This window comes from Alteromonas sp. D210916BOD_24, from assembly GCF_047159385.1.
GTDB lineage: Bacteria > Pseudomonadota > Gammaproteobacteria > Enterobacterales > Alteromonadaceae > Alteromonas.
Map to the genome: position 1 here is coordinate 4162445 of NZ_AP038333.1, position 21453 is coordinate 4183897.

At 44.1% G+C, this 21453-nt stretch carries 19 protein-coding genes and 1 other annotated feature; of the genes, 9 read left to right on the plus strand and 10 right to left on the minus strand.

Going from position 1 to position 21453, the window contains the following annotated elements; genetic code table 11:
- Nucleotides 1-16: 16 nt before the first annotated feature.
- Together ACMCM8_RS18060 and ACMCM8_RS18065 are read right to left on the minus strand one after the other, a co-directional pair.
- The gene (locus ACMCM8_RS18060) at nt 17-1807 is read right to left on the minus strand and encodes a GGDEF domain-containing protein (protein ID WP_412724188.1); all 1791 of its coding nucleotides are present in this window, start codon (nt 1805-1807) and stop codon (nt 17-19) included.
- A gap of 110 nt (nt 1808-1917) precedes the next feature.
- On the minus strand, nt 1918-2802 hold the full coding sequence (locus ACMCM8_RS18065) for a DMT family transporter (protein WP_412724190.1): 885 nt from the start codon (nt 2800-2802) through the stop codon (nt 1918-1920).
- A 297-nt stretch (nt 2803-3099) separates the two neighbouring features.
- Here ACMCM8_RS18065 and ACMCM8_RS18070 point away from each other — a divergent pair, with 297 nt between their 5' ends.
- Together ACMCM8_RS18070 and ACMCM8_RS18075 are read left to right on the plus strand one after the other, a co-directional pair.
- Nucleotides 3100-4563, plus strand: a complete 1464-nt coding sequence (locus ACMCM8_RS18070) for a phospholipase D-like domain-containing protein (RefSeq protein ID WP_412724192.1) — start codon at nt 3100-3102, stop codon at nt 4561-4563.
- 174 nt (nt 4564-4737) lie between these two features.
- Nucleotides 4738-5241, plus strand: coding sequence for an HAD family hydrolase (locus ACMCM8_RS18075; RefSeq protein WP_412724194.1), 504 nt, complete (start codon nt 4738-4740; stop codon nt 5239-5241).
- A 167-nt stretch (nt 5242-5408) separates the two neighbouring features.
- Here the strand turns inward: ACMCM8_RS18075 and ACMCM8_RS18080 are convergent, their stop codons facing one another.
- The 7 genes from ACMCM8_RS18080 to ACMCM8_RS18110 form a co-directional block, all read right to left on the minus strand.
- The gene (locus ACMCM8_RS18080) at nt 5409-6200 is read right to left on the minus strand and encodes a hypothetical protein (RefSeq protein WP_412724196.1); all 792 of its coding nucleotides are present in this window, start codon (nt 6198-6200) and stop codon (nt 5409-5411) included.
- Nucleotides 6175-6672 (minus strand): hypothetical protein, encoded by a 498-nt coding sequence (locus ACMCM8_RS18085; protein WP_412724198.1) that lies wholly within the window; start codon nt 6670-6672, stop codon nt 6175-6177. The genes ACMCM8_RS18080 and ACMCM8_RS18085 overlap by 26 nt, the downstream gene beginning before the upstream one ends.
- Nucleotides 6673-6811: 139 nt before the next feature.
- A complete protein-coding gene (locus ACMCM8_RS18090) occupies nt 6812-7744 on the minus strand; it encodes a DUF4145 domain-containing protein (protein ID WP_412724200.1) in 933 nt (310 codons plus the stop codon).
- Nucleotides 7745-7807: 63 nt separating this feature from the next.
- Nucleotides 7808-8068, minus strand: coding sequence for a hypothetical protein (locus tag ACMCM8_RS18095; RefSeq protein WP_412724202.1), 261 nt, complete (start codon nt 8066-8068; stop codon nt 7808-7810).
- A 260-nt stretch (nt 8069-8328) separates the two neighbouring features.
- Entirely contained in the window at nt 8329-8652 is a 324-nt protein-coding gene (locus tag ACMCM8_RS18100) for a DUF3392 family protein (protein ID WP_412724204.1), read from the minus strand.
- Nucleotides 8653-8896: 244 nt separating this feature from the next.
- Complete coding sequence (locus tag ACMCM8_RS18105) at nt 8897-9799, minus strand: sugar phosphate isomerase/epimerase family protein (RefSeq protein WP_412724206.1); 903 nt, start codon at nt 9797-9799, stop codon at nt 8897-8899.
- A 99-nt stretch (nt 9800-9898) separates the two neighbouring features.
- A complete protein-coding gene (locus ACMCM8_RS18110) occupies nt 9899-10906 on the minus strand; it encodes a LacI family DNA-binding transcriptional regulator (protein ID WP_412724208.1) in 1008 nt (335 codons plus the stop codon).
- 516 nt (nt 10907-11422) lie between these two features.
- On the opposite strand from ACMCM8_RS18110, the gene ACMCM8_RS18115 reads away from it, so the two are divergent.
- From ACMCM8_RS18115 to ACMCM8_RS18145, 7 genes are all read left to right on the plus strand, one after another.
- A complete protein-coding gene (locus ACMCM8_RS18115) occupies nt 11423-12577 on the plus strand; it encodes a Gfo/Idh/MocA family protein (protein ID WP_412724210.1) in 1155 nt (384 codons plus the stop codon).
- Nucleotides 12578-12612: 35 nt separating this feature from the next.
- Nucleotides 12613-13674 (plus strand): sugar phosphate isomerase/epimerase family protein, encoded by a 1062-nt coding sequence (locus ACMCM8_RS18120; RefSeq protein WP_412724212.1) that lies wholly within the window; start codon nt 12613-12615, stop codon nt 13672-13674.
- 32 nt (nt 13675-13706) lie between these two features.
- Entirely contained in the window at nt 13707-14924 is a 1218-nt protein-coding gene (locus ACMCM8_RS18125; protein ID WP_412724214.1) for a nucleoside permease, read from the plus strand.
- Nucleotides 14917-15810 carry a hydroxypyruvate isomerase family protein gene (locus ACMCM8_RS18130; RefSeq protein ID WP_412727782.1) on the plus strand — a complete coding sequence of 298 codons (894 nt, stop codon included), beginning with the start codon at nt 14917-14919 and terminating at the stop codon, nt 15808-15810. The genes ACMCM8_RS18125 and ACMCM8_RS18130 overlap by 8 nt, the downstream gene beginning before the upstream one ends.
- 47 nt (nt 15811-15857) lie before the next feature.
- Entirely contained in the window at nt 15858-17543 is a 1686-nt protein-coding gene (locus ACMCM8_RS18135; protein ID WP_412724216.1) for a GMC family oxidoreductase, read from the plus strand.
- Nucleotides 17543-18160 carry a gluconate 2-dehydrogenase subunit 3 family protein gene (locus ACMCM8_RS18140; protein WP_412724218.1) on the plus strand — a complete coding sequence of 206 codons (618 nt, stop codon included), beginning with the start codon at nt 17543-17545 and terminating at the stop codon, nt 18158-18160. The genes ACMCM8_RS18135 and ACMCM8_RS18140 overlap by 1 nt, the downstream gene beginning before the upstream one ends.
- Before the next feature lie 70 nt (nt 18161-18230).
- Nucleotides 18231-18989 (plus strand): 3-keto-disaccharide hydrolase, encoded by a 759-nt coding sequence (locus ACMCM8_RS18145; RefSeq protein ID WP_412724220.1) that lies wholly within the window; start codon nt 18231-18233, stop codon nt 18987-18989.
- Here the strand turns inward: ACMCM8_RS18145 and ACMCM8_RS18150 are convergent.
- The gene (locus ACMCM8_RS18150; RefSeq protein ID WP_412724222.1) at nt 18986-20131 is read right to left on the minus strand and encodes an iron-containing alcohol dehydrogenase family protein; all 1146 of its coding nucleotides are present in this window, start codon (nt 20129-20131) and stop codon (nt 18986-18988) included. The two genes, ACMCM8_RS18145 and ACMCM8_RS18150, sit on opposite strands and share 4 nt — an antisense overlap.
- A 521-nt stretch (nt 20132-20652) precedes the next feature.
- Nucleotides 20653-21453 (plus strand) — a sequence feature (16S ribosomal RNA rRNA prediction is too short).

The window sequence follows — 21453 nt, forward strand, 5'->3', positions numbered from 1 at the left end:
ATTGTCGCGCGCAACATTACTGCGCGCGATTCTCCATATCAATTGACATGACCATTTCATCTAAAATCTCATTGAGGTCGGACAGTTTTTCATGCGCGATGAAAATACTCATACTTGATTTCACACTTAAATGACCAAAATTAGGGTTGCCTTCAAAGGTATTGTCTAACGCATTTTGTACCCGTTCAAAGAAGGTACGCGCACTGCGCTCTTCAATATTGTGTAGGCATAAAATAAACTGCTCAGTACCAAACCTACCCAGAATATCATTACCCCGTGTTGCATTTTGAAGGGTTTGTGCAATTTGCCTCAGCACCGCGTCACTTTTTGTTGACCCTAATCTGGCAGTAATTTCTCGCAAGTTACTTATATCAAAAATAGCAATGGCAATGGCGCGGTTTATCTTAGGCGAATCTAACTTGTTGATACGGCTAATTGCAGTTTGTGCATTAAACAGTTGGGTTACAGGGTCAATGGCTTTATTGGCTAAGTGTTTCTTGCGAAGCACATAAGCGCTAATGCCCGCGATAAGCACAAAAATAGCAATGGCTGCGTATAGCGTGTTGCGTCTTAAACGCTCGGCCGATTCAACCTCTGCTTCTAAGTCGTGGATCCTGTTATACAGATTTGCCGCACTCAGTATACGGGCAGAGTCCTGGCTAGTTACCCGTCGCTTTTCAACTTCTTCAGAAAACAATTCATTGGCTATTCTAGCGCTCTTCAAATCACCCAACGCGATGTACATACCTAAGTTAAAACTTAAGTAATCCAAGTTAGTTCTAAAATTAACCGGAATAAAATTGTCACTCTTGTCGACGCTGGCAATGTATTCTTTTAAACACGCAAGGTCGTTATTGTGAAGGCATATTTCCGCTTTGTGCCACTTAAAAACGAGTTGACCAAATGAGCTTGAAACAGACGCAATGGCTTTTTCGAAATCAGGTAGCGAATATTCTAGCTGATTAAAGTTCTTAGTCTTTCTATAGTAATAAGACAAGGCATAGTAATAGTGAAAATTTGTTAATGGTGTATTTATTTCACTGTTTAATACGCCGTATTCCAAAATACGTTGATAGGCCTCTTCGGTTTGTCCACTGGCCAACAGTGACACTATTGCGCTGATTAATATACTTAGCTTGTTGCTGCCTTCATATACTGATAGTCCCATCTCATGCGCTTTTAAATATTGCTCTGCCGCCAACGCATGTTGTTCTAAATCACCGTAAATTAAGCCAATAGCGTTGTGAATGTGTGCCAGTTCGCCAGGGCTTCCCACATCAGAATACCGCTCAAGTACACTGAACATTTTACCTAAACGCTCGGCGACATCAGCTGATTCTGAGCAATAGGTAATAAGCCCTAATGACGCGCTGGTGTATATGTCGCTATGTAATTCAGGCGAGGAAATTTTCTGGGCTTCACCGTAATAATCACAGCGCTTGGGGTGCTCTAATACATCGTACACAAAGCCCATTTGGTATACGGCAGAAGCATAGGCGTATGACGCTTTATCAATGTCTTCTGCGGCTGTGTCTTGCTGAAGCAGCGCTAACGCTTCCTGAAATTTACCATTACAAATTAGAAACTGCCCTTTGGCTACCGACAGTGCAAACTGCTGATGTGATGTTAACGAAGGTAGCTGCAACGCGGCTTCAAGTTCGGGAAGTAGACCAGGGTCGGGACAGTCATAAGACGGCGCCCTAACCTTAGCAATAATGGCATCGATATTTTGATTGGCGCTGACAGAAAATGAGAGTAACAGCAGCCCAATCGCTATCGAAATAATAGAAACAGTTTTGAATTGCATGAAAAAAATTTTGTTGTTTTTTCTTCATAATATCGACTTAATCGGATAAGTACTACCAAACTGGCTTAAAATCTGGTGGTTTTGTACAGATACAACATTACCCCACAACGTTAGTGTGCCGCGCCCTCGCCAAAACTCACTAACACTGCAACGCCGACTAATGCCACAGCAGAAAACAGTACTGTAGCTTTTGTGGCTTTTTCTCCTAATACCCAGGCGACGCCTAATGACATTAGTGCACTGGTGGCAATAAGCGTTTGTACCACAGCAGCTTTGGCGTAGGCGAAGGCAAACATTTGTAGGTATATAGCGGCTGTTGTGCCTAATAATGTGGCGACAATAAAGGCGGGCCAAACAGCACGGCCTTTTTCAATAGTAGGCAAAAAGCGAACCTTAGTGGCAGTAATTAAGGGCACAACAAAAAACATACCGCCTACAAGACGTAAAAAGGCCGCACTGGCTGCATCTATTTCACCGCTACTTAATACATCGCGACTGACAACCGCGCCTATAGCCTGACATAGCGCTGCACCAACCCCATACAAATAGCCGCTGGTGGCAAATACATGAGCGGTACTGCGTTTTCGCGCCTTTATCACCATATCAACAGACAACAACACGATGGCGACGCCCACCCACTGTTGCCAGGTTATCCACTCGCCAATAAACGCCATAGCAAATAATGCCGTAAACAGGGGGGCTAAGGTTTCGGCCACTAAAACAGCTTGGCTGTCGCCAATGCTTTTAAGTGATTTGAAGAAGCAGGTGTCGCCTATACCAATGCCAATAAAACCACTTAGCAATAACCAAAGCACATTGGACATGGCGATATGAACAGGCGGCGCGATAAGCAATACAGCGCCCAAAATGCCAATGGAAATCAGCCCTTTCCAGAAATTCATGGTAAGGGGCGAAAACGCATTGCCTGTGCCGCGAAAAAGTCGCGCGGCGATAGCCCAACACAAAGCCGTACCTAGAGCAGCAAAAACACCCATTCAACACCCAAAAAAAGAACGCGTTTAAAAGAGCAGCTATGCTAATGCACAGTAAAAGATGGGTAAACTGAAATCAGACAAGTGAGCAAAAAATACGTCAAGCCAGCCAAGCGGCTTGGTTACTCGCCCTAATATCCACACAAACAAAAATAATGCTGTTATGTCTAATGATGGTGGTAGCACTACCAATTATTAATATGAATTCTGACATATTTCTTTAATATTCATTATTTATTATATACGCGACGCAATTTCTACACCGCCCTATGGGCACATTAAAATAAAAAAGGTATACCCATGCGCTACAAAACACTCCAGTGCTTCCTTCTGGCTAGCACCCTACAGCTATTGCCTGCTCAAAAGGTCTTGGCCGATGACATTCAGGTGTTCTTTAACGCCGATGTTAACGCACCCGCGGTGAAGTCTGATTTAGAAGCAAAAATAATCGAGCTTATCGACCAATCGCAGCAAACATTGGATATTGCTGTATACGACATCGACTTACCCAACATTGCAACTGCAATAGTTAATGCCAAGTCTAGAGGGGTTGAGGTAAGAGTGATCACAGACAATGACAATATAGGAGCGGAAAATCAGCACGCACTTTCTATATTGACCAACGGTGGCGTACCTTATATTGATGATACGGCTGATGGAACGGCTGGTTCAGGTTTACAACACAACAAACTGATTGTTGTTGATCATCGATATGTTTTAGCGGGAAGCACCAACTTCACGCAATCGGGTATACACGGTGATCTTGATGCACAAGGTAACTTGGTGTCTGATGGCAATGACAACCACATTCTTATTATTGATAGTGTACAACTGGCGAATGAAGTGTCTGCACAACTCGATCTAATGTGGGGAGACGGCCCCGGTGGCGTTACCGATTCACTATTTGGGTTAAGTAAGCCCGACCACGCAGTAACCACCGTTTATACCACCAACGACAATATTCGCATAGACGTACAATTTACCCCTCAATCGAAAAGTAACTTTCAAGGTTCGGGTATTGAAACTATCGAAAACTTTGTGTCGACTGCGCAGTCTGAAATTGATTTTGCGCAGTTTGTTATTTCTTCACAGGACATAGCAGACGCGGCTGAAATACCAAACAACAATGGCGCAACAGTGCGGGGCATTGGCGACAGTAGTTTCTTTTATCGTTACTACAGTGAATTTCAGGATATGCTAGGTAATGTCATCCTGAAAGATGATGGTACTGAAGAAGTGGACAGCTTTACGGGTGCAGTTAACAAGCCGTGGACAACACCAGCACAAATGCGCGTTGCATCTCACCTGATGGGGGGTGACAAATGGCATCACAAATACATACGGGTTGACGATAAGGTACTGACTGGCTCGCACAACGCGTCGGGTGCTGCATCGTTTACTAACGACGAAACTATTCTAATTATTTACGATGCCCAGACCGCGGCAGAGTTTAAAGGGCATTTTGATTTGGCGTTTTGCTTAGCGGGCAATGAACCAGACTGTGTTGCCCCTACCTACCAAGGTGGCACGTGGGAAGGCATTAGCTTTACCGGCGCTGAAGTTGGGGTTGTAATGGATATTGTGAACAACGCTACCCTTCAGCAACTTGATATTGATGCAGCAATGAATAAACGCGCCGCCGACAATATTATTGCCGCACGCCCCATTGAGACCATGGAGCAGCTTGAAGCGGTAGCCTATGTAGGTAGCGCAGCAATGATTGACTTAAAAGATTACATTGCTATTTGGCAGTCAATTAACTAACCCGAGCAATGACGCTGCTTAGTACAGCGTTATAGCTACTTACAAGTGACTATACAAACAGCGCGTACTATCGCGCTGTTTTTGTTTGTATAGTGGGTACTCAGTTTGAGCGCTTAAAGCGGCAACCCCTTTCTACTTTTAACCCGTTAGCATTAGGTAACACAACGTAGCAGCATGAACTTAGTTGGTATAAAAGGCGTGATATTTGATTTAGACGGCACACTGGTAGAGTCGAGCCTTAACTTTGCCCAAATGCGCGTTGATATTGGCTGCCCGCCACAACAAGACATGCTGAGTTTTATAGATGCGATAACCTGCCCGCACCAGAAAGCCCGTGCGCAAAAGGTGATACTGCAACACGAATTGGACGACGCTCAAAATGCCAATTGGCTAAAGGTGGGCAAACGCATGGTAGATACGGTGCAATCGCATAAATTGCCAATGGCAATTGTAACCCGCAACTGCCGTGAAGCGACCGCCATTAAACTGGCCAACAACAACATTCCCATCGACTACGTGCTTACCCGCGAAGACGCCCCCGCCAAGCCCGACCCCACTGCGTTACTTATGGTAGCCAATACATGGCAGCTACCGCCTGAAGACTGCCTGTATGTAGGGGATTTTATTTATGACCAACAAGCCGCCGAGAATGCAGGGATGCAGTGGTTGTTGGTTTAGAGTGTTAAGTTCACTAAAAAACAACACTAAATATTAATGTCATATGATTGTTAACAATAGTCCAAAGTTCATATTTAATCAGCTCATGTACAGATGGATCCGACGCAACTGACATTATTCATACTCGAAAGTTTTAGGTATGTTAATTAATTTTTGACACAGTAGAGTTATTGATGTCGATTCATGGATTGATATTTTGCAGGCTCATTACCATGCCATTTAGAAGAAAATAAATACTTCGTGTGGGGAGCTATTGCTTTATCTCCACAGTTTGTTCGACCCTCGTTAATTTCTTCTTTAGTAACAAGAATCAAGCTATTGTCACCCTTGCTCGCTCTGTCTTGAAGTGTTGATATTATATCTTTGCTTTCATCACAGGTTAGATCGAGGCGATAAATGTCAAAGTGCCTAAACTGTGCATGATAACTTTTGTCAGTAACACTATTGGGACCTTCTATTACAGTACGAATTAGGTCAATTTTAAAATTTGAAGTCTTATCACGATGATTTTTACCTACTCGGCCCTCAAGTAACTCTTCTCTTATTTCTCTATATAAACACTGTTCATTTTCTCTTCCTCTTCTACTAGTAAACCAATCTATAAAATTGGGGAAATACTTACCGTAAATAACACCTCTTAAGTCATTTTTCATATCATTTTCTTTGACTTCATTAGTAGTGTAGTCTGCGTTCCACTCAATCTTGTCTAATATTTCGGGGCGATCACTGGTATGTTTGTATACTCCCCCGATGGGGGCATAAAATTCTGGTCTGTGATGGTTTTGAACTAAAATATATCTTTTCTCATGTTCGAAAAGTAATATAGCAGAAACTGAAATTCGAATTTTTTTGTTGAAATGCCATAAAGACTTCACTACAGGTATGAAGTTTTCTTGGTGCTTAAAACCGTATTTAATCAATACCCAGATAGCTTTAATAGAAAGTTTCAACACTAGCATGTTCAAGTAATCCTTCACAAAAGAATTTGATACAGTAAGAGTTAGAGTTTATTTTATATTTACTTTTTGAAAAACTATTCCATAACTGGAAGTGAGATTTATAGGAGGTGCCATTTTTTCTGTCATAATACTCATTAATTCTACTACGTCTAAAATCGCTGATTGAACCCTCTCTCAGAATTGAGTTTTTGATGCATTCACGAGAAGGCTTGTTTAACCAAATCATAACGGAAGCCCTATCTTTAGCTGCTTTTAAGAGATGTGTATAAGTGCCTTCTATTATCCAATTATCATCAAAAGAAATTTCTTTAACTACTTTCTGAGATTTTTTATGTGGATGAGTCTTTTGAAAATTATTATCAAGCCAAAAGATTCTATCTAAATCATAGTGGGGTATTTTGGTGACCTTTTCCAAGTGTTTTGCTAGTGTGGACTTACCAGAACCGCTATTTCCGAAAATTAATAGTCTCATAAAAGGGTCTCAACCTTTTTACTCACGAATATTATGTATGTTCGTCGAACGTGATTCACGGAAAAATAATGCTTTTAAATTAACTGTAAATCCGAAAATTCTAACTTAAAATTAGCCAAAATAGTCATGCCTATTTAAACTATAAGTTAAAATCTAATTCAATACCGAGATCAATGTCAATTTGTGATATTTTTTTATCGGTTCTTCTAAACCATTGGGGTTCTTTGTCACTACTAACTTCCGGAGGATCAACAAGTTCAACCCATGTAAAATCTCCATTTTTAATTAGATCAATGACTTCAGCTTCAATTTGAGAAAAGCTCTCTTCGAAACGTCGTTTTGAGGTTCCAACCCATTTTGAAAAAGTAAAAACACTATTCGGTTCCAAGAATATAAGTTTCTCTTTCAAGAGTGTCTTTGCTTCACTTAAGTTTGCTAGCGGGGGTTCTAAATGTTTGTTTACTTCGGCTTCTAGGAGGTAAACAGAAAGGAGCATATGCTCTATAATTTTTAAGGCAATAAGTACAGATTGGTGTGAGCTTTTCTTTATTTCGTGTGCAGCATCATTTCCCATGAATCGAATCGCGTGTAATCGATTAGCATCCGATTTTGATATCATGCCACTTCTTTGCATGGCATTAATTCTAGTTTGTAAGTTTTTTCCTTTTATTTTTTTATCATTACAAATAGCTTCAATGGTAGCTCTTAGACCCAAGCCCGCTAGTGTATATGCACTTTCCCTAATTGCTTTTAGTGATTCTTCATAGATATCTTTCACTATCGTAGGAACTCGCCAAAGTGAATGAATTGGAACATGGCCATCGATGAAATTAGGGAATATGGCTACTTCGGTTGAATGTTCAAACTCATCTTCACCTACCTGAAAATAGTCCTCATAATCATGATATTCTCTTCTGAAGCATATACTTTCACAGCCATTACATTCTAACATGAAGTAAATAGCTTCAGAATGATATTCGTTTGGTGGACTTATCACACTTTTTCTAGTGATCACTTGATGTTTAGTGCTACGCCCGCAAGAACTACAATTGTTCCAGATACTTTCTGTCAAATTCGTCATCCTTGAATTTCTCAATCTACGTTTTAATAAACTAACATAACTTTTTTATCCTCTTCATAACAATGAATTAAGGAAATTATTGATAAAACTAACTTGTAAAAGGAATCCTATGCCTATGATAAAATAAGAAAATATAGTGATGCGCCTGAATAACTTATAACGAGAAATACGCTTTCCTTCTTCATCATCGTTTAAGTGAACTTCTAATGTATCTCTGCCATCAGGGAAAAGGATTTCTGATGGAATGTGAAACTTTGCTACTAGTATTACACCTACAATGTCAAAAAGTAAGCCAATGTCTGCAAGTAAGAGCATAATTTCCCCTACAGGGTTCAATATGTGATATTTATATTAAGTTACAGAAAAGTAATACTTATTTAGCTCTTTTCTCGTTTTAGAGCGGAAAATATCTCTATTTCTACTTGAAAGCGCTCTATTCATAGACGTTGGATTCGGCACTGCCGCCTATTTTTCTACGTCATTTAAAAAGATTATGAAGATGCCACCTAAGAAATTTGTAGAACAATATAACGAAAAGCGCAACAGAAGTTTAAGTACGTATAATTAAGTCGCGGTTAAATATACCTACGCCTTTCCGCCAAAAAGCCAATGAGCATAAACGACGCTATATAGGCAGTCCCTTGGTACTGCCAGGGAACGTACGCCAGCATATGTTTTAAAAAAGGTGCGCCGTACAGCGTGAGCGCGCCATACCCAAAGGCACACAACACCACAAACAAACTAATGCGTATAACAAAGTGATACGGGGCCAAGACGCGTTTTACGTGGCCGTTAATAATATCGCCGTACACCACTAAAATAGTGGCCATTAGCATTATGCTCATTTCGGTATAGTAAGGGCTTAGCGCGCGAGAAATGGCGCTGAATAATTCACTCATTATTGTACTGCTTTATAAAAGTGTGACTAAGGCCATAGCAATAGCCCTTACAATAACGTATTGCGCGGTGTTCACCTGCACGGTAATAAATGTGGGCTAATTGCTAGTTATAGGGGGCATAGTACCTTGTAAATAACAAGGAAAGAAGATGCGGCAACGGTTTTTACCCGTCGCCTTAATACGTAGTTATACAGGGCAATACCCCTTATGCGTCTATGTTAAGCGCTTTTGTTAAGTGCCTTTATTAAGCACCTTTGTTAAGCGCGGTAACGGCCCGGTAGCCTTGTTCAATGGTCACAATGCGGTCGGTGGTTTGATCGCGCTCCACAAATTTGTGCTCAATACCGGCCAGTTCACCGTGGGCAAATATGGTTTTAAAGTCGATGGTGCCTTTCCCTACATCGGCAAAGCTGCCATCGCTGGCCATATCTTTCACGTGCCATAATTTAAAGCGCCCAGGGTAGGCTTTAAAATAATCCACCGGGTTTTTGCCTGCTTTCACCGTCCAGTACAAATCCAGTTCCATGGCTACCAGGTTAGGGTCGGTTTGAGTAATTAATACATCTAGCGGTATTTGATTATCGCGCACTTCAAATTCGAAGTCGTGGTTGTGGTAGGCCAGCGTAATACCCGCCTTTTGACAGGCTTCACCAATTTTATTGAGCTTTTCTGCTAGTGCCTGGTAAGGTGCTATGCCTGTGCCACGCTGTGCTTCTGTTAACCAAGGCACAACAAGGTACTTGTGCCCAATGGTTTGCGCGTCATCTAAAATTTGCGATAAGTTACTGTCAAAGGCGTCTAACATAATGTGTGCAGATGGCGCAGTAAGCCCGTTCTCGTCAAGTAGCTGCTTTATCTGCTTGGCGCTTTGGCCGTAGTAGCCCGCAAATTCCAGTTCAGCGTAACCAATGTCAGCTACCAGTTTAAGGGTGGCTGGCACGCTGCGTTGCATAATATCGCGCAGCGTGTACAACTGAAGCCCTACGTTATTTGCCCCATGGCCGTTGTGCGAATGGTTGTGTGCCATGACTGCGGGTACACTCATCATAGCTAAGGCACCAGAAGAGTATTTCATAAACTGGCGACGTGTAAGGGTCATAGCGTCGTTTGCATCGGCGCTTGGCGTTTTCATCTGTTTTAAGCTCATTACTGGGTCCTTTGCTGTAAATTGACGTTTCACTCTTTGTCAGCGCTCAGTTTGTACGGGCCATTACACATCGCTTAGCCTTTTTAGGTACTGGCGCGGTTACTCACTTGTTGCGGCTCCTGTGCTTTCACGCACAATCAGTTCAAAAGGCATAATCACTTTGGGTGCCTTTCTTATTTTTCCGTTAAGCAAATCTACCAACAATGCCACAGCAGTACGGCCAAACTCTTCGGCGGGCTGGGCTATTGTGGTCAATGGCGGGTCGACAAAGGCTGAAAATGCAATGTCGTCAAAGCCTGCCACCGATATATCTTGAGGTACCCGTAAACACGCTTGTTTAAACGCTTGCATTGCGCCAATCGCCGTTTCGTCATTCTCACAAAATACAGCAGTGGGGCGCTCATTAAGTCGGCTAATGCTTTCACCGGCGATATAGCCCGCCTGAAGGGTGAAATCGCCATCAAATAACAAATGCTCATCAAACGGAATGTCGGCATCGCGCAACGCGTCTTTGTAACCGTTCAGTCGCTCTTGTGTAAGCGGGCTAGAATTAGGGCCTTTTATCATGGCAATACGCTTATGGCCCAAGGCTAATAAATGTTCGGTCATGGCTTTGGCGGCAGCGCGGTTGTCTAGTGACACAACCGGGTATTGGCCGTTGTCTATCACTTCACACGCATTCACCATTGGCAATAGCCCGTTGTCGTTAATCATGGTTAGGTCAAACGGGTTATGTGCTCGTAGCTGAATAAGGCCATCGGCTTGCGACGTGCTGACCATTTTGGCGTAATGATTTTCTATTTCGTTACTACCCAAGGTGTTCGCCAACAAAATAGAATAGCCACGTTCAGCGGCGGCTTCTTGCATGCCACTGATCACGCGGGCAAAAAAAACATTGGCAACAGTAGGTACCAGCACCACTAAATTATGGGTTTTTCCCGAACGGAACTTAACCGCCATAAGGTTAGGCTTGTAACCCACAGCCTGTACGGCTGCCATTACTTTTGTGCGGGTTTTGGGAGACACCCTTTCTGGTTGTTGCAGTGTTCTGGACACTGTTGCGACAGAAACACCAGCGTTATCTGCTACATCTCGTATATTTGCCATCTGCTTTTGTTTTTATGTAGTACTGACAGACGCCTATTGTAAACCCGAATGCTCCTTTAAGGGGAATGCGCGGATAAGTCGCCACACTGTCAATTTTGTTCATCTACTTTACAGCCAAGGCGTAAAACCAACTCCTTCACATAGGCCTATAATCGCCAATCTTTATGAGTGTCTTTACGATGGTTGTATAAAAAGAATGCATGTAACCGTTTTCATTTTAAATCGAAGAATACGCATTTATAGCCAAAGTTAAAAGAGAATTTGTAGTTTTTTTGTAAACCACAGCTGTTTTACTAAACTAAAGTCTAGGTTTTATGGGTAGTTAGCAGCCAATTAAGTGGGGTTATGTTTAAACTATGTAAATGCATCTTTAATTAGGTGTGTGTTATATGGTTGACAAAGCAAAATGTAACGGGTTACATTTTGCTTTAACTAAACGCCAAATGATTAAGCAGGCAGCGGGCGGGTAAGCACAAACAGATTGCCTTGCCGTTCACTTACCGAGAGGAAAACAATATGCAGCCAATTCGAATGGGCATGATCGGTGGAGGAGAAGGTGCATTTATAGGGGCAGTCCATCGCCATGCGGCTGGATTAGATGGCCACTATCAACTTGTCTGTGGTGCCTTTAGCCGTGATGAGCAAAATAATGCCCGTACGGGAAAGACGTTGAATGTCGAGCCGTCACGCTGTTATGCCGACTGGCAATCAATGCTGCAAGAAGAGGCGCAGCGGCCATTAGAAGAGCGCATGCAAGTGGTGGTCATTGTGACACCCAATCATCTGCATGTGCCTATTTCACAAGCGGCCATTAAGGCCGGTTTTCACGTGTTTTGTGAAAAGCCAGCCGGTGTGAATTTCGCCGAGGTAAAAGCACTGCAAGACACCATTCACGCCAGCGGTGTGTTATATGGGCTGGCGCATACCTATTTGGGTTATCCCATGGTGTGGCAAGCACGTCATATGGTTACGACCGGCATGTTAGGCACTATTCGCAAAGTGTTTGTCGAATACCCACAAGGCTGGTTGTCGGGTGAAGAAGAATCGCATAACAAACAAGCCCAATGGCGTACCGATCCTGCCATTTCAGGTGCTACAGGCGCAATGGGTGATATTGGTACACACGCTTTCGGCTTGGTTGAATTTGTACTTGACGATGCGGTAACTGCACTTAGCGGCGAGCTTTACACCCATGTTGAAGGCAGAAGGCTGGATGACGACGGAGCTGCGTTAATTAAAACCCGCAATGGCGCCACAGGTGTGCTGGTCGCTTCGCAGGTGTGCGCCGGCGAGGAAAATGCCCTCAAAATTCGCGTATACGGTGATAAAGGCGGGTTAGAGTGGCGCCAAATGGAGCCAAACTCAGTGGTTTATCGCCCGGTGAATGCGCCTTCTCAGGTATATCGTGCTGGACAAGGCCAAGCCGGTCTATGCGAACAAGCATCTTCAAGATGTCGTACGCCATCTGGCCACCCGGAAGGGTATCTTGAAGCCATGGCAAATTTATACCGAGATTTTGCCAACGCTATTCGCGCTAATCAAAAAGGGAAAGCGCAGGGTGTACCGGGTATCAACGCAGGATTGCGCGGCATGGTATTTATCGACGCCATGCTCGCCAGCTCAGGTAGCGACACCAAGTGGGAGTCTGTGAGTGCTGAAGGCACGCAATAACCAATTTACTAAAGCATATTTTAAAGGACGCACTTATGGCTAATAACAAACAGCCAATTAAAGGGCCGGCTATTTTTCTTGCCCAATTTATGGGAAAAGACGCACCATTTGATACCTTGGAAAACATGGCCAAATGGGCGGCTTCATTGGGCTATAAAGGCATTCAGGTACCTACCGATCCCAGTCTGTTTGATTTGGAAAAGGCAGCAGAAAGCCAAGAATACTGTGACGAGATTGCGGCTATGTGTCGTAAGGCTGGGGTAGAAATCACAGAACTCTCTACTCATTTGCAAGGGCAATTGGTTGCGGTGCATCCTGCCTATGATGAACTTTTCGATAACTTTGCCCCGGCTCACTTACACGGCAAGCCAAAAGCACGCACCGAGTGGGCGGTAAATCAGCTTAAATGTGCGGCTATTGCCAGCAAGCGTTTAGGCTTAAAAGCACACGCTACTTTTTCTGGCGCGTTAATGTGGCATTTAGTGTATCCCTGGCCTCAGCGTCCGGCAGGTCTTGTAAAGCAAGGTTTTGCTGAATTAGCGAAGCGTTGGAAACCGATATTAGATGCATTCGATGAAGCTGGGGTCGATGTGTGTTATGAAATTCACCCAGGCGAAGACTTACACGATGGGGCGTCGTTCGAGCAATTTTTAGCCGCTGTAGACAATCACCCTCGCGCAAACATTCTATTTGATCCCAGCCATTATGTTTTACAGCAACTCGACTATCTCGATTTCATCGACCGTTATCACTCTCGGATCAAAATGTTTCACGTCAAAGATGCCGAGTTTAACCCAAATGGGCGCAACGGTGTGTACGGTGGGTATCAGGATTGGCAAGACCGAGCGGGACGCTTTCGTTCATTAGGCGACGGTCAGGTCGACTTCAGCGGTATTTTCAGCAAGTTAACCCAGTACGGCTATTCAGGTTGGGCAGTATTAGAGTGGGAGTGCTGTTTAAAAGACAGTGCACAGGGCGCGGCGGAAGGGGCGCCGTTTATCGCGTCTCATATTATCGAGCCAAGCAAATATGCTTTTGACGACTTTGCCGGTGGCGACGTCAGTGAAGCAAAAAATAAACGTATTTTGGGTCTTTAGCGTTAAGCCCGTCGCATAGGAAAACAATAATTATGATAACCCTACGTCTTAGTGTAATGATGTTTCTACAGTTCTTCATTTGGGGAGGCTGGTTTGTAACGTTGGGCACGTATTTGTCTAACACGCTACAGGCAAATGGCGGCGAAATTGGCATGGCGTTTTCTACCCAAAGTTGGGGTGCCATTATTGCGCCTTTCATTGTGGGCTTAATTGCTGACCGCTTTTTCAATGCCGAGCGCATTTTGGGCATATTGCACCTTGTAGGCGCAGGGCTTATGTACTTTATGTATCAAGCTAATGATTTTGCGGGCTTCTACCCCTTTGTACTGGCTTATATGATTGTTTATATGCCAACACTGGCCTTGGTAAACTCTGTGTCTTTCGGTCAAATGGACGATCCGTCAAAAGAGTTTGGCAAAGTCAGAGTGTGGGGAACCGTTGGATGGATTGTCGCGGGCTTAATGATTAGCTATGCGTTTTCCTGGGACTCAGCGCAGGCAATTGCAGGTGGCATGTTAAAGAACACCTTCTTGTTGTGCAGCATAGCGTCACTGGTACTGGGGATATTTAGCTTTACCTTACCCAACACGCCGCCCACTGCCAGTGATAAAAACGTAACAGTAAAAGACGTATTAGGTTTAGAAGCCCTGTCGCTGCTTAAAGAAAAGAACTTTTTTGTGTTCTTTCTCTCATCGGTACTTATCTGTATTCCATTGGCTTTTTATTACCAAAATGCCAATCCGTTTCTAACTGAAATAGGGGTAGAAAATGCCACCGGTAAGATGACACTAGGGCAAGTGTCAGAAGTACTGTTTATGCTAGCGTTACCGGTTTTTCTTAACCGCTTTGGTATTAAAGCTACACTCGTAATTGGTATGGCAGCATGGGTACTTCGCTACGTGTTGTTTGCTTTTGGAAGTGCAGATGAAGGGCTGTTTATGCTTATCGTGGGTATTGCATTGCACGGTATATGCTACGACTTCTTCTTCGTGTCAGGTCAAATTTATACTAATGCCAAAGCCCCTGAAAGTGTAAAAAGTGCTGCGCAAGGAATGATTACGCTGGCGACCTATGGCGTGGGTATGCTGGTGGGTTTTGCCGTGGCAGGCGCAATAACCGATACCTATACGTTAGAAAGTGGAGCCCATAGCTGGCAGCAAGTCTGGTTGTTCCCAGCAGGTTTTGCCACTGTGGTGCTGGTGATGTTCATTGCTATGTTTAAATCGGAGAAAGTGAATGCCGATGCATAATGCAACGCGCAGAAAGCTGATACAGGGCATGGCGATAGCCGGGGCTGGCGTACTTTCCGCGAAACCCACTTTCGCAGGCACTGTTACCTGCGATAAGCCATTTTCTCTACCGTTAAAAGGCAATATCAATCACTCAGTGAGTCGCTGGACTTATGGCGATCTCAGTATAGAAGAGCTGTGCAAAACGGTAACGTCACTTGGCTTTAGTGCTATCGATTTAGTCGGGCCAGACGATTGGCCAGTACTGAAGCGATATAACATCGACTCGTCCATGTGCAATGGGGCTGAGCTCAATCTAGAAGATGGCTTTATCCATCCTGAATTTCACAACGAATTAGTCGCGCGCTATTTAAAGCACATCGATCTTGTCGCAGAGGCTGGATACAAGAACCTTATCTGCTTTAGTGGCAATGCCAGAGGCATGTCAACTGAGATGGGGTTAACGAATGCCGTTACAGGACTAAAACGAATATTACCGTATGCCGAAGAGCGGGGTGTGGTGTTATTCATGGAACTGTTTAACAGTAAAGTGAATCACCCTGATTATATGGCAGACAACTCTGCTTGGGGGATCGAGCTTTGTAAGCGTCTTAATAGTAAGCATTTCTCCTTACTTTACGACATTTATCACATGCAAATAAGCGAAGGGGACATCATTCGTACCATTCGTGAAAACCACCAGTACTTTGGGCACTATCACACTGCGGGCGTACCTGGGCGTCACGAAATTAATGCTTCGCAAGAATTGAATTACGAAGCCATTGCAAAAGCCATTGTAGAGACCGGATTCAATGGTTATTTAGCACAAGAATTTATACCTACTCCTACAAGTAAAACGGGCAGGATTGCGTCACTGCGTGAAGCTATCCATATCTGCGATGTTTAAAACGTGCGAACAGGCACAGCGACGAATTAAGTTTTAAAGGACGTCTAATGGCAAATAACGAATACGATGCAATAGTCATAGGTTCTGGTATCAGTGGCGGTTGGGCGGCAAAAGAGCTCACCGAAAAGGGCTTGAAGGTGCTCATGTTAGAGCGCGGCAAGAATATCGAACATATTAAAGACTATAAAAACGCCCACAAAGAAGACTGGGACTTTCCTCATCGAGACTTACCCACACAAGCAATGAAAGTGGAATACCCAGTGTTAAAACGGGACTATCCGCTAAACGAAAAAACATATGGTATGTGGGCGAATGAAAGAGAAAACCCTTATGTAGAAGAAAAGCCTTTTAACTGGTTTCGCGGTTATCATGTTGGCGGGCGTTCATTGTTGTGGGGCCGTCAAAGCTATCGTTTGAATAAAGAAGACTTTTTAGCGAATGCCAAAGAAGGCATAGCGGTTGACTGGCCTATTCGTTACGAAGATTTAGCACCCTGGTACGATTATGTTGAACGTTTCGCTGGCATCAGTGGCAACCTCGATGGGTTAGACGTACTTCCAGATGGTATTTATCAGCCGCCCATGCCTTTAAATATTGTAGAAAAAGATGTGGCCGCGCGGGTGAAAAAAGCATTCAAAGGCACTCGCCATTTGTTAAATGGCCGTACGTCTAATATGACCCAAGGCAAGCCCGAGCAAGGGCGAGTGAATTGCCAGTATCGCAATAAATGTTGGTTGGGGTGTCCTTTTGGCGGCTATTTCAGCACGCAAGCGTCAACGCTACCGGCTGCAATGAAAACAGGTAACCTTACATTAAGGCCTTTTTCTATCGTGAAAGAAATCCTGTTTGATAAAGATAAAAAACGCGCCACAGGCGTAGAGATTATCGATGCAGAAACCAATCAAACTTATGTGTTTAAAAGTAAAATTGTGTTTGTTAACGCGTCTGCACTGAATTCAGCGTGGGTGTTGATGAATTCTGCCACTGACGTTTGGGAAGGTGGATTAGGCAGCAGCAGCGGTGAGTTGGGTCATAACGTTATGGATCATCACTTTTTGGTGGGAGCGTCGGCGCAAGTTGAAGGCTACGAAGACAAATACACCTATGGGCGAAGACCAAGTGGTTTTTATGTACCGCGCTTTAGAAACTGGGCTGACGATAAGCGTGATTATTTGCGTGGTTTTGGCTATCAAGGCAGTGCCAGTCGTTCAGGGTGGCGTAAGGATATTGCCGAGTTTGGCATTGGAGCAGGGCTCAAAGACGCGATTACCGAACCGGGTTCCTGGACTATCGGTATGACAGCGTTTGGTGAAATGCTGCCCTATCACGACAATAAGATTACCTTGAACAAAAACGTTAAAGACAAGTGGGGACTGCCTGTACTTGAAATGGATGTCGAAATAAAAGATAACGAACGCAAAATGCGCAAAGATATGAAGCAGGATGCGGTCGATATGTTTGAAGCCGCTGGGCTTAAAAATGTACAAGGATGGGATGCCAATTATGCGCCAGGCATGGGTATTCACGAAATGGGGACTGCGCGTATGGGGAGAGATCCAAAAACGTCTGTTCTCAACGCACACAATCAGGTATGGGATGCACCGAATGTGTTTGTTACAGACGGTGCGGCAATGACATCGGCCAGCTGTGTGAACCCCTCTTTAACCTATATGGCAATGACGGCAAGAGCGGCAGACTTTGCGGTAGAAGAGCTTAAGCGAGGTAACTTGTAATGGAACGTAGAGAATTACTTAAACTTATTGCAACTGCTACAGGTTCGGCATTTTTTGCAGGAAGTGCGTTTGCTTATATAGATATACCCCCTGTTCCACTTAGTAAAACGCTATTTAACAAAGACGATGTGGCGCTTTTCAATGAAATGGCAGAAGTCATTATCCCCCAAACAGATACGCCGGGAGCCAAGGCGGCAAATGTAGGGGAGACCATGGCGGTGATCATTACCGACTGTTATACCCCATTATTGCAAAAGACCTTTATTAACGGGGTCAAAACCATTGGGGAATTAAGCCAAGCTAAATTTAATAAGCATTTTTTACAGCTAACTAGCCAACAACGAGAAAGCTTGTTTATAGAATTGGATAATGAAGCAAAGGCGGCCAATCGGTCAAATGGCGTATGGCAGGGCGTAGAAACGGGCAAACCAAGTCAATGGGAGCCGGGTACAGACGAACCTACGCCTCACTACTTTACTTTATTGAAGCAACTTACACTTTATTGCTTTTTCACATCGCAGGTGGGCGCAACAAAAGTACTGAGATACGTGGCTATACCTGGACGTTACGATGGCGCTTATCCTTATAAAAAAGGCGACAAAGCGTGGGCAACCTAATTTTCCAACTATTATCACGCGTGTCGTTCGTTTTGGAAAAGCCCATCAAATATAAAGTGGATAATAAATTATGAATAAAATGTCTGTAGCGGTAGCGCTTTTATCTTCCGTCACGTCACTAACGGTGTATGCGGACAATGAAGGAGATCAATCCCGTATAACCCGAGAACAACAAGCGGCTAAAACGGAGGTATGGGAACCGGTGCCCGAAGTCGTTTCTTTTGATAAGGCGGGCGTGCCTTCTGATGCGATCTCTTTAATAGGTGATGACCTATCAAATTGGATTTCAGTAAAAGAAGGTAACGCCAATTGGACGCTGGAAAATGGTGTGCTCACAGTGAAACCTGGCACAGGTGACATCAAAACGAAGATGTCATTTTGTGATATTCAACTTCATGTGGAATGGAAAGCACCTTTACCAGAAGGCGATATGGACGGACAGCAGCGTAATAACAGCGGTATTTTCCTTCAGCAGCGATACGAAATTCAGGTGCTAGATTCATTTAACAATAAAACCTATCCCAATGGACAAGCAGCCAGCGTATACAAACAGACTATACCGCTTGTTAATGCGATGAAAGCACCAGAACAGTGGCAGTCGTATGACATCATCTATAAAGCTCCCACTTTTGATGGTGAAAAATTAGCGACGTCTGGGTACGTGACTGTTCTCCATAATGGCGTAGTCGTTCAAAATCATACTGAAATCCAAGGTACTACGGAGTGGATTGGTGCACCAAAATATACATCTCATGGTTGTGCGCCATTACAACTTCAAGATCATGGAAACCTAGTGAGTTTTAGAAACATCTGGGTAAGAGAACTCTAAAACGCTAAGCGATAGATATCCTCAATTTCCTCAACACTTAATTGTTTGGGATTATTGCGAAGCAGGCGAGTGACTTTACTCGCCTCAATCGCCAACTCGCCAATGCAGGACGATGGGATCTCAAAGTGATGCAGTGACGCAGGTATTTCGACCTCCCGGCATAACTTTTCTATAGCAGTAAGTAATAGCTTTACTGCTTCATCTTTACTGTGGTGATGCTCGCAAACCTTTAGCAGTTTTGCGACATTGAATAATTTGTCAGCACAAAAAGGGGCGTTCACTTTTAGAACGTGGGGTAGCATGACCGCATTACTCATGCCGTGGGATAAATGAAAGCGTCCTCCTAGTGGATAGGCTAGCGCGTGCACTGCGCCGACACCTGCGTTTCCAAAGGCAAGCCCGGCCATCAAACTTCCTGTAGCCATATCTTCTCTTGCAGATAAATTGTCACCGTTTGCATAGGCATGAGGTAGGGCATAGAAAATTAACTTAAGTGCTTTTTCTGCGAGCGCGTCAGTAATATGACTGGCGTTGACGGATACGTAAGCTTCAAGTGCGTGAACGAAAGCATCAATACCACTAGCTGCTGTTATAACCTTAGGGCAGGTTTTGGTCATTTCAGGTGCTACTATGGCGACATCAGGAAGAAGACAAGAGCTGACTATACCTTTTTTCATTTGAGACGCAGGGTCGGACAAAATGGCAATGTTGGTAACTTCTGAGCCTGTCCCTGCGGTGGTTGGTATGGCAATTAGCGGAAGGTTACGTACAGTTAGTGTATCTTCACCGAACAATGTATTTATTGCACCGTTGTAATCATAAGTGGCTGCAAGCACTTTGGCGCTGTCTATTGCACTCCCACCACCTAATGCGATGATGCCATCGATTTGCTGTTCCCTCAATTGCGTAAGCTTTTGTTCTATTACACCCACTTCAGGTTCAGGCGGGATGTCGTCAATAATAATAGAAGCGTTTTGCGTTAGTAGTAGCACCTGATCGAGCAGCCCGGAAGAAGTTACACCTTTATCTGTAACGATGGCGAAAGAGGAGATTGAAAGACGCGCCATTTCATCAGGTAGAGCCTTTAAAGCACCAAGACCAGTAATAAGTTTGCCAGCGGTTTTAAATTCAGAAACTTTCATAGCAATCTCCCCAATTGGCGCATTATTAAAACTTATAATAGTACGTATAATCTATAGCACAGTGACAGGGTTACCAATTGTCTAAAGTAATAGTTTGTTAAAACTTCTATGAATTCGCTGTTTTTTACACCGCATTGAGCGTTGTTTGTGCAAACGATCGAAAAATAAGGCTTTTTTTAAAATAAGTGTTGACGTGAGCGCACAATTCCCTAAAATGCGCATCCGCTTCGGGGGTAAAGCAAAACAGCAAGCCTCTTGGAGTAAGTCTCTACTACCTTTATAGGCCAGTAAAGACGGGAGTTTAGAAGAAACGCTTCAGAAAATAATTTTTCAAAAAGTGTTGACAACGAAAACTTCCAGCGTATAATGCGCACCTCACTCGAACAGGGTGAGTCACTAAGAAGCAGCGGCTTCTGGTGAGATTGCGACGAAGTCGCAATGTTCTTTAAAAATTTAGACAAGACAATCTGTGTGGGCACTCGTTAAGAGTGTCACAACGACGATTCATATTTCGATATATTTAATTGAAGAGTTTGATCATGGCTCAGATTGAACGCTGGCGGCAGGCCTAACACATGCAAGTCGAACGGTAACATTTCTAGCTTGCTAGAAGATGACGAGTGGCGGACGGGTGAGTAATGCTTGGGAACTTGCCTTTGCGAGGGGGATAACAGTTGGAAACGACTGCTAATACCGCATAATGTCTTCGGACCAAACGGGGCTTTTAGCTCCGGCGCAAAGAGAGGCCCAAGTGAGATTAGCTAGTTGGTGAGGTAAAGGCTCACCAAGGCGACGATCTCTAGCTGTTCTGAGAGGAAGATCAGCCACACTGGGACTGAGACACGGCCCAGACTCCTACGGGAGGCAGCAGTGGGGAATATTGCACAATGGGGGAAACCCTGATGCAGCCATGCCGCGTGTGTGAAGAAGGCCTTCGGGTTGTAAAGCACTTTCAGTTGTGAGGAAAAGTTAGTAGTTAATACCTGCTAGCCGTGACGTTAACAACAGAAGAAGCACCGGCTAACTCCGTGCCAGCAGCCGCGGTAATACGGAGGGTGCGAGCGTTAATCGGAATTACTGGGCGTAAAGCGCACGCAGGCGGTTTGTTAAGCTAGATGTGAAAGCCCCGGGCTCAACCTGGGATGGTCATTTAGAACTGGCAGACTAGAGTCTTGGAGAGGGGAGTGGAATTCCAGGTGTAGCGGTGAAATGCGTAGATATCTGGAGGAACATCAGTGGCGAAGGCGACTCCCTGGCCAAAGACTGACGCTCATGTGCGAAAGTGTGGGTAGCGAACAGGATTAGATACCCTGGTAGTCCAC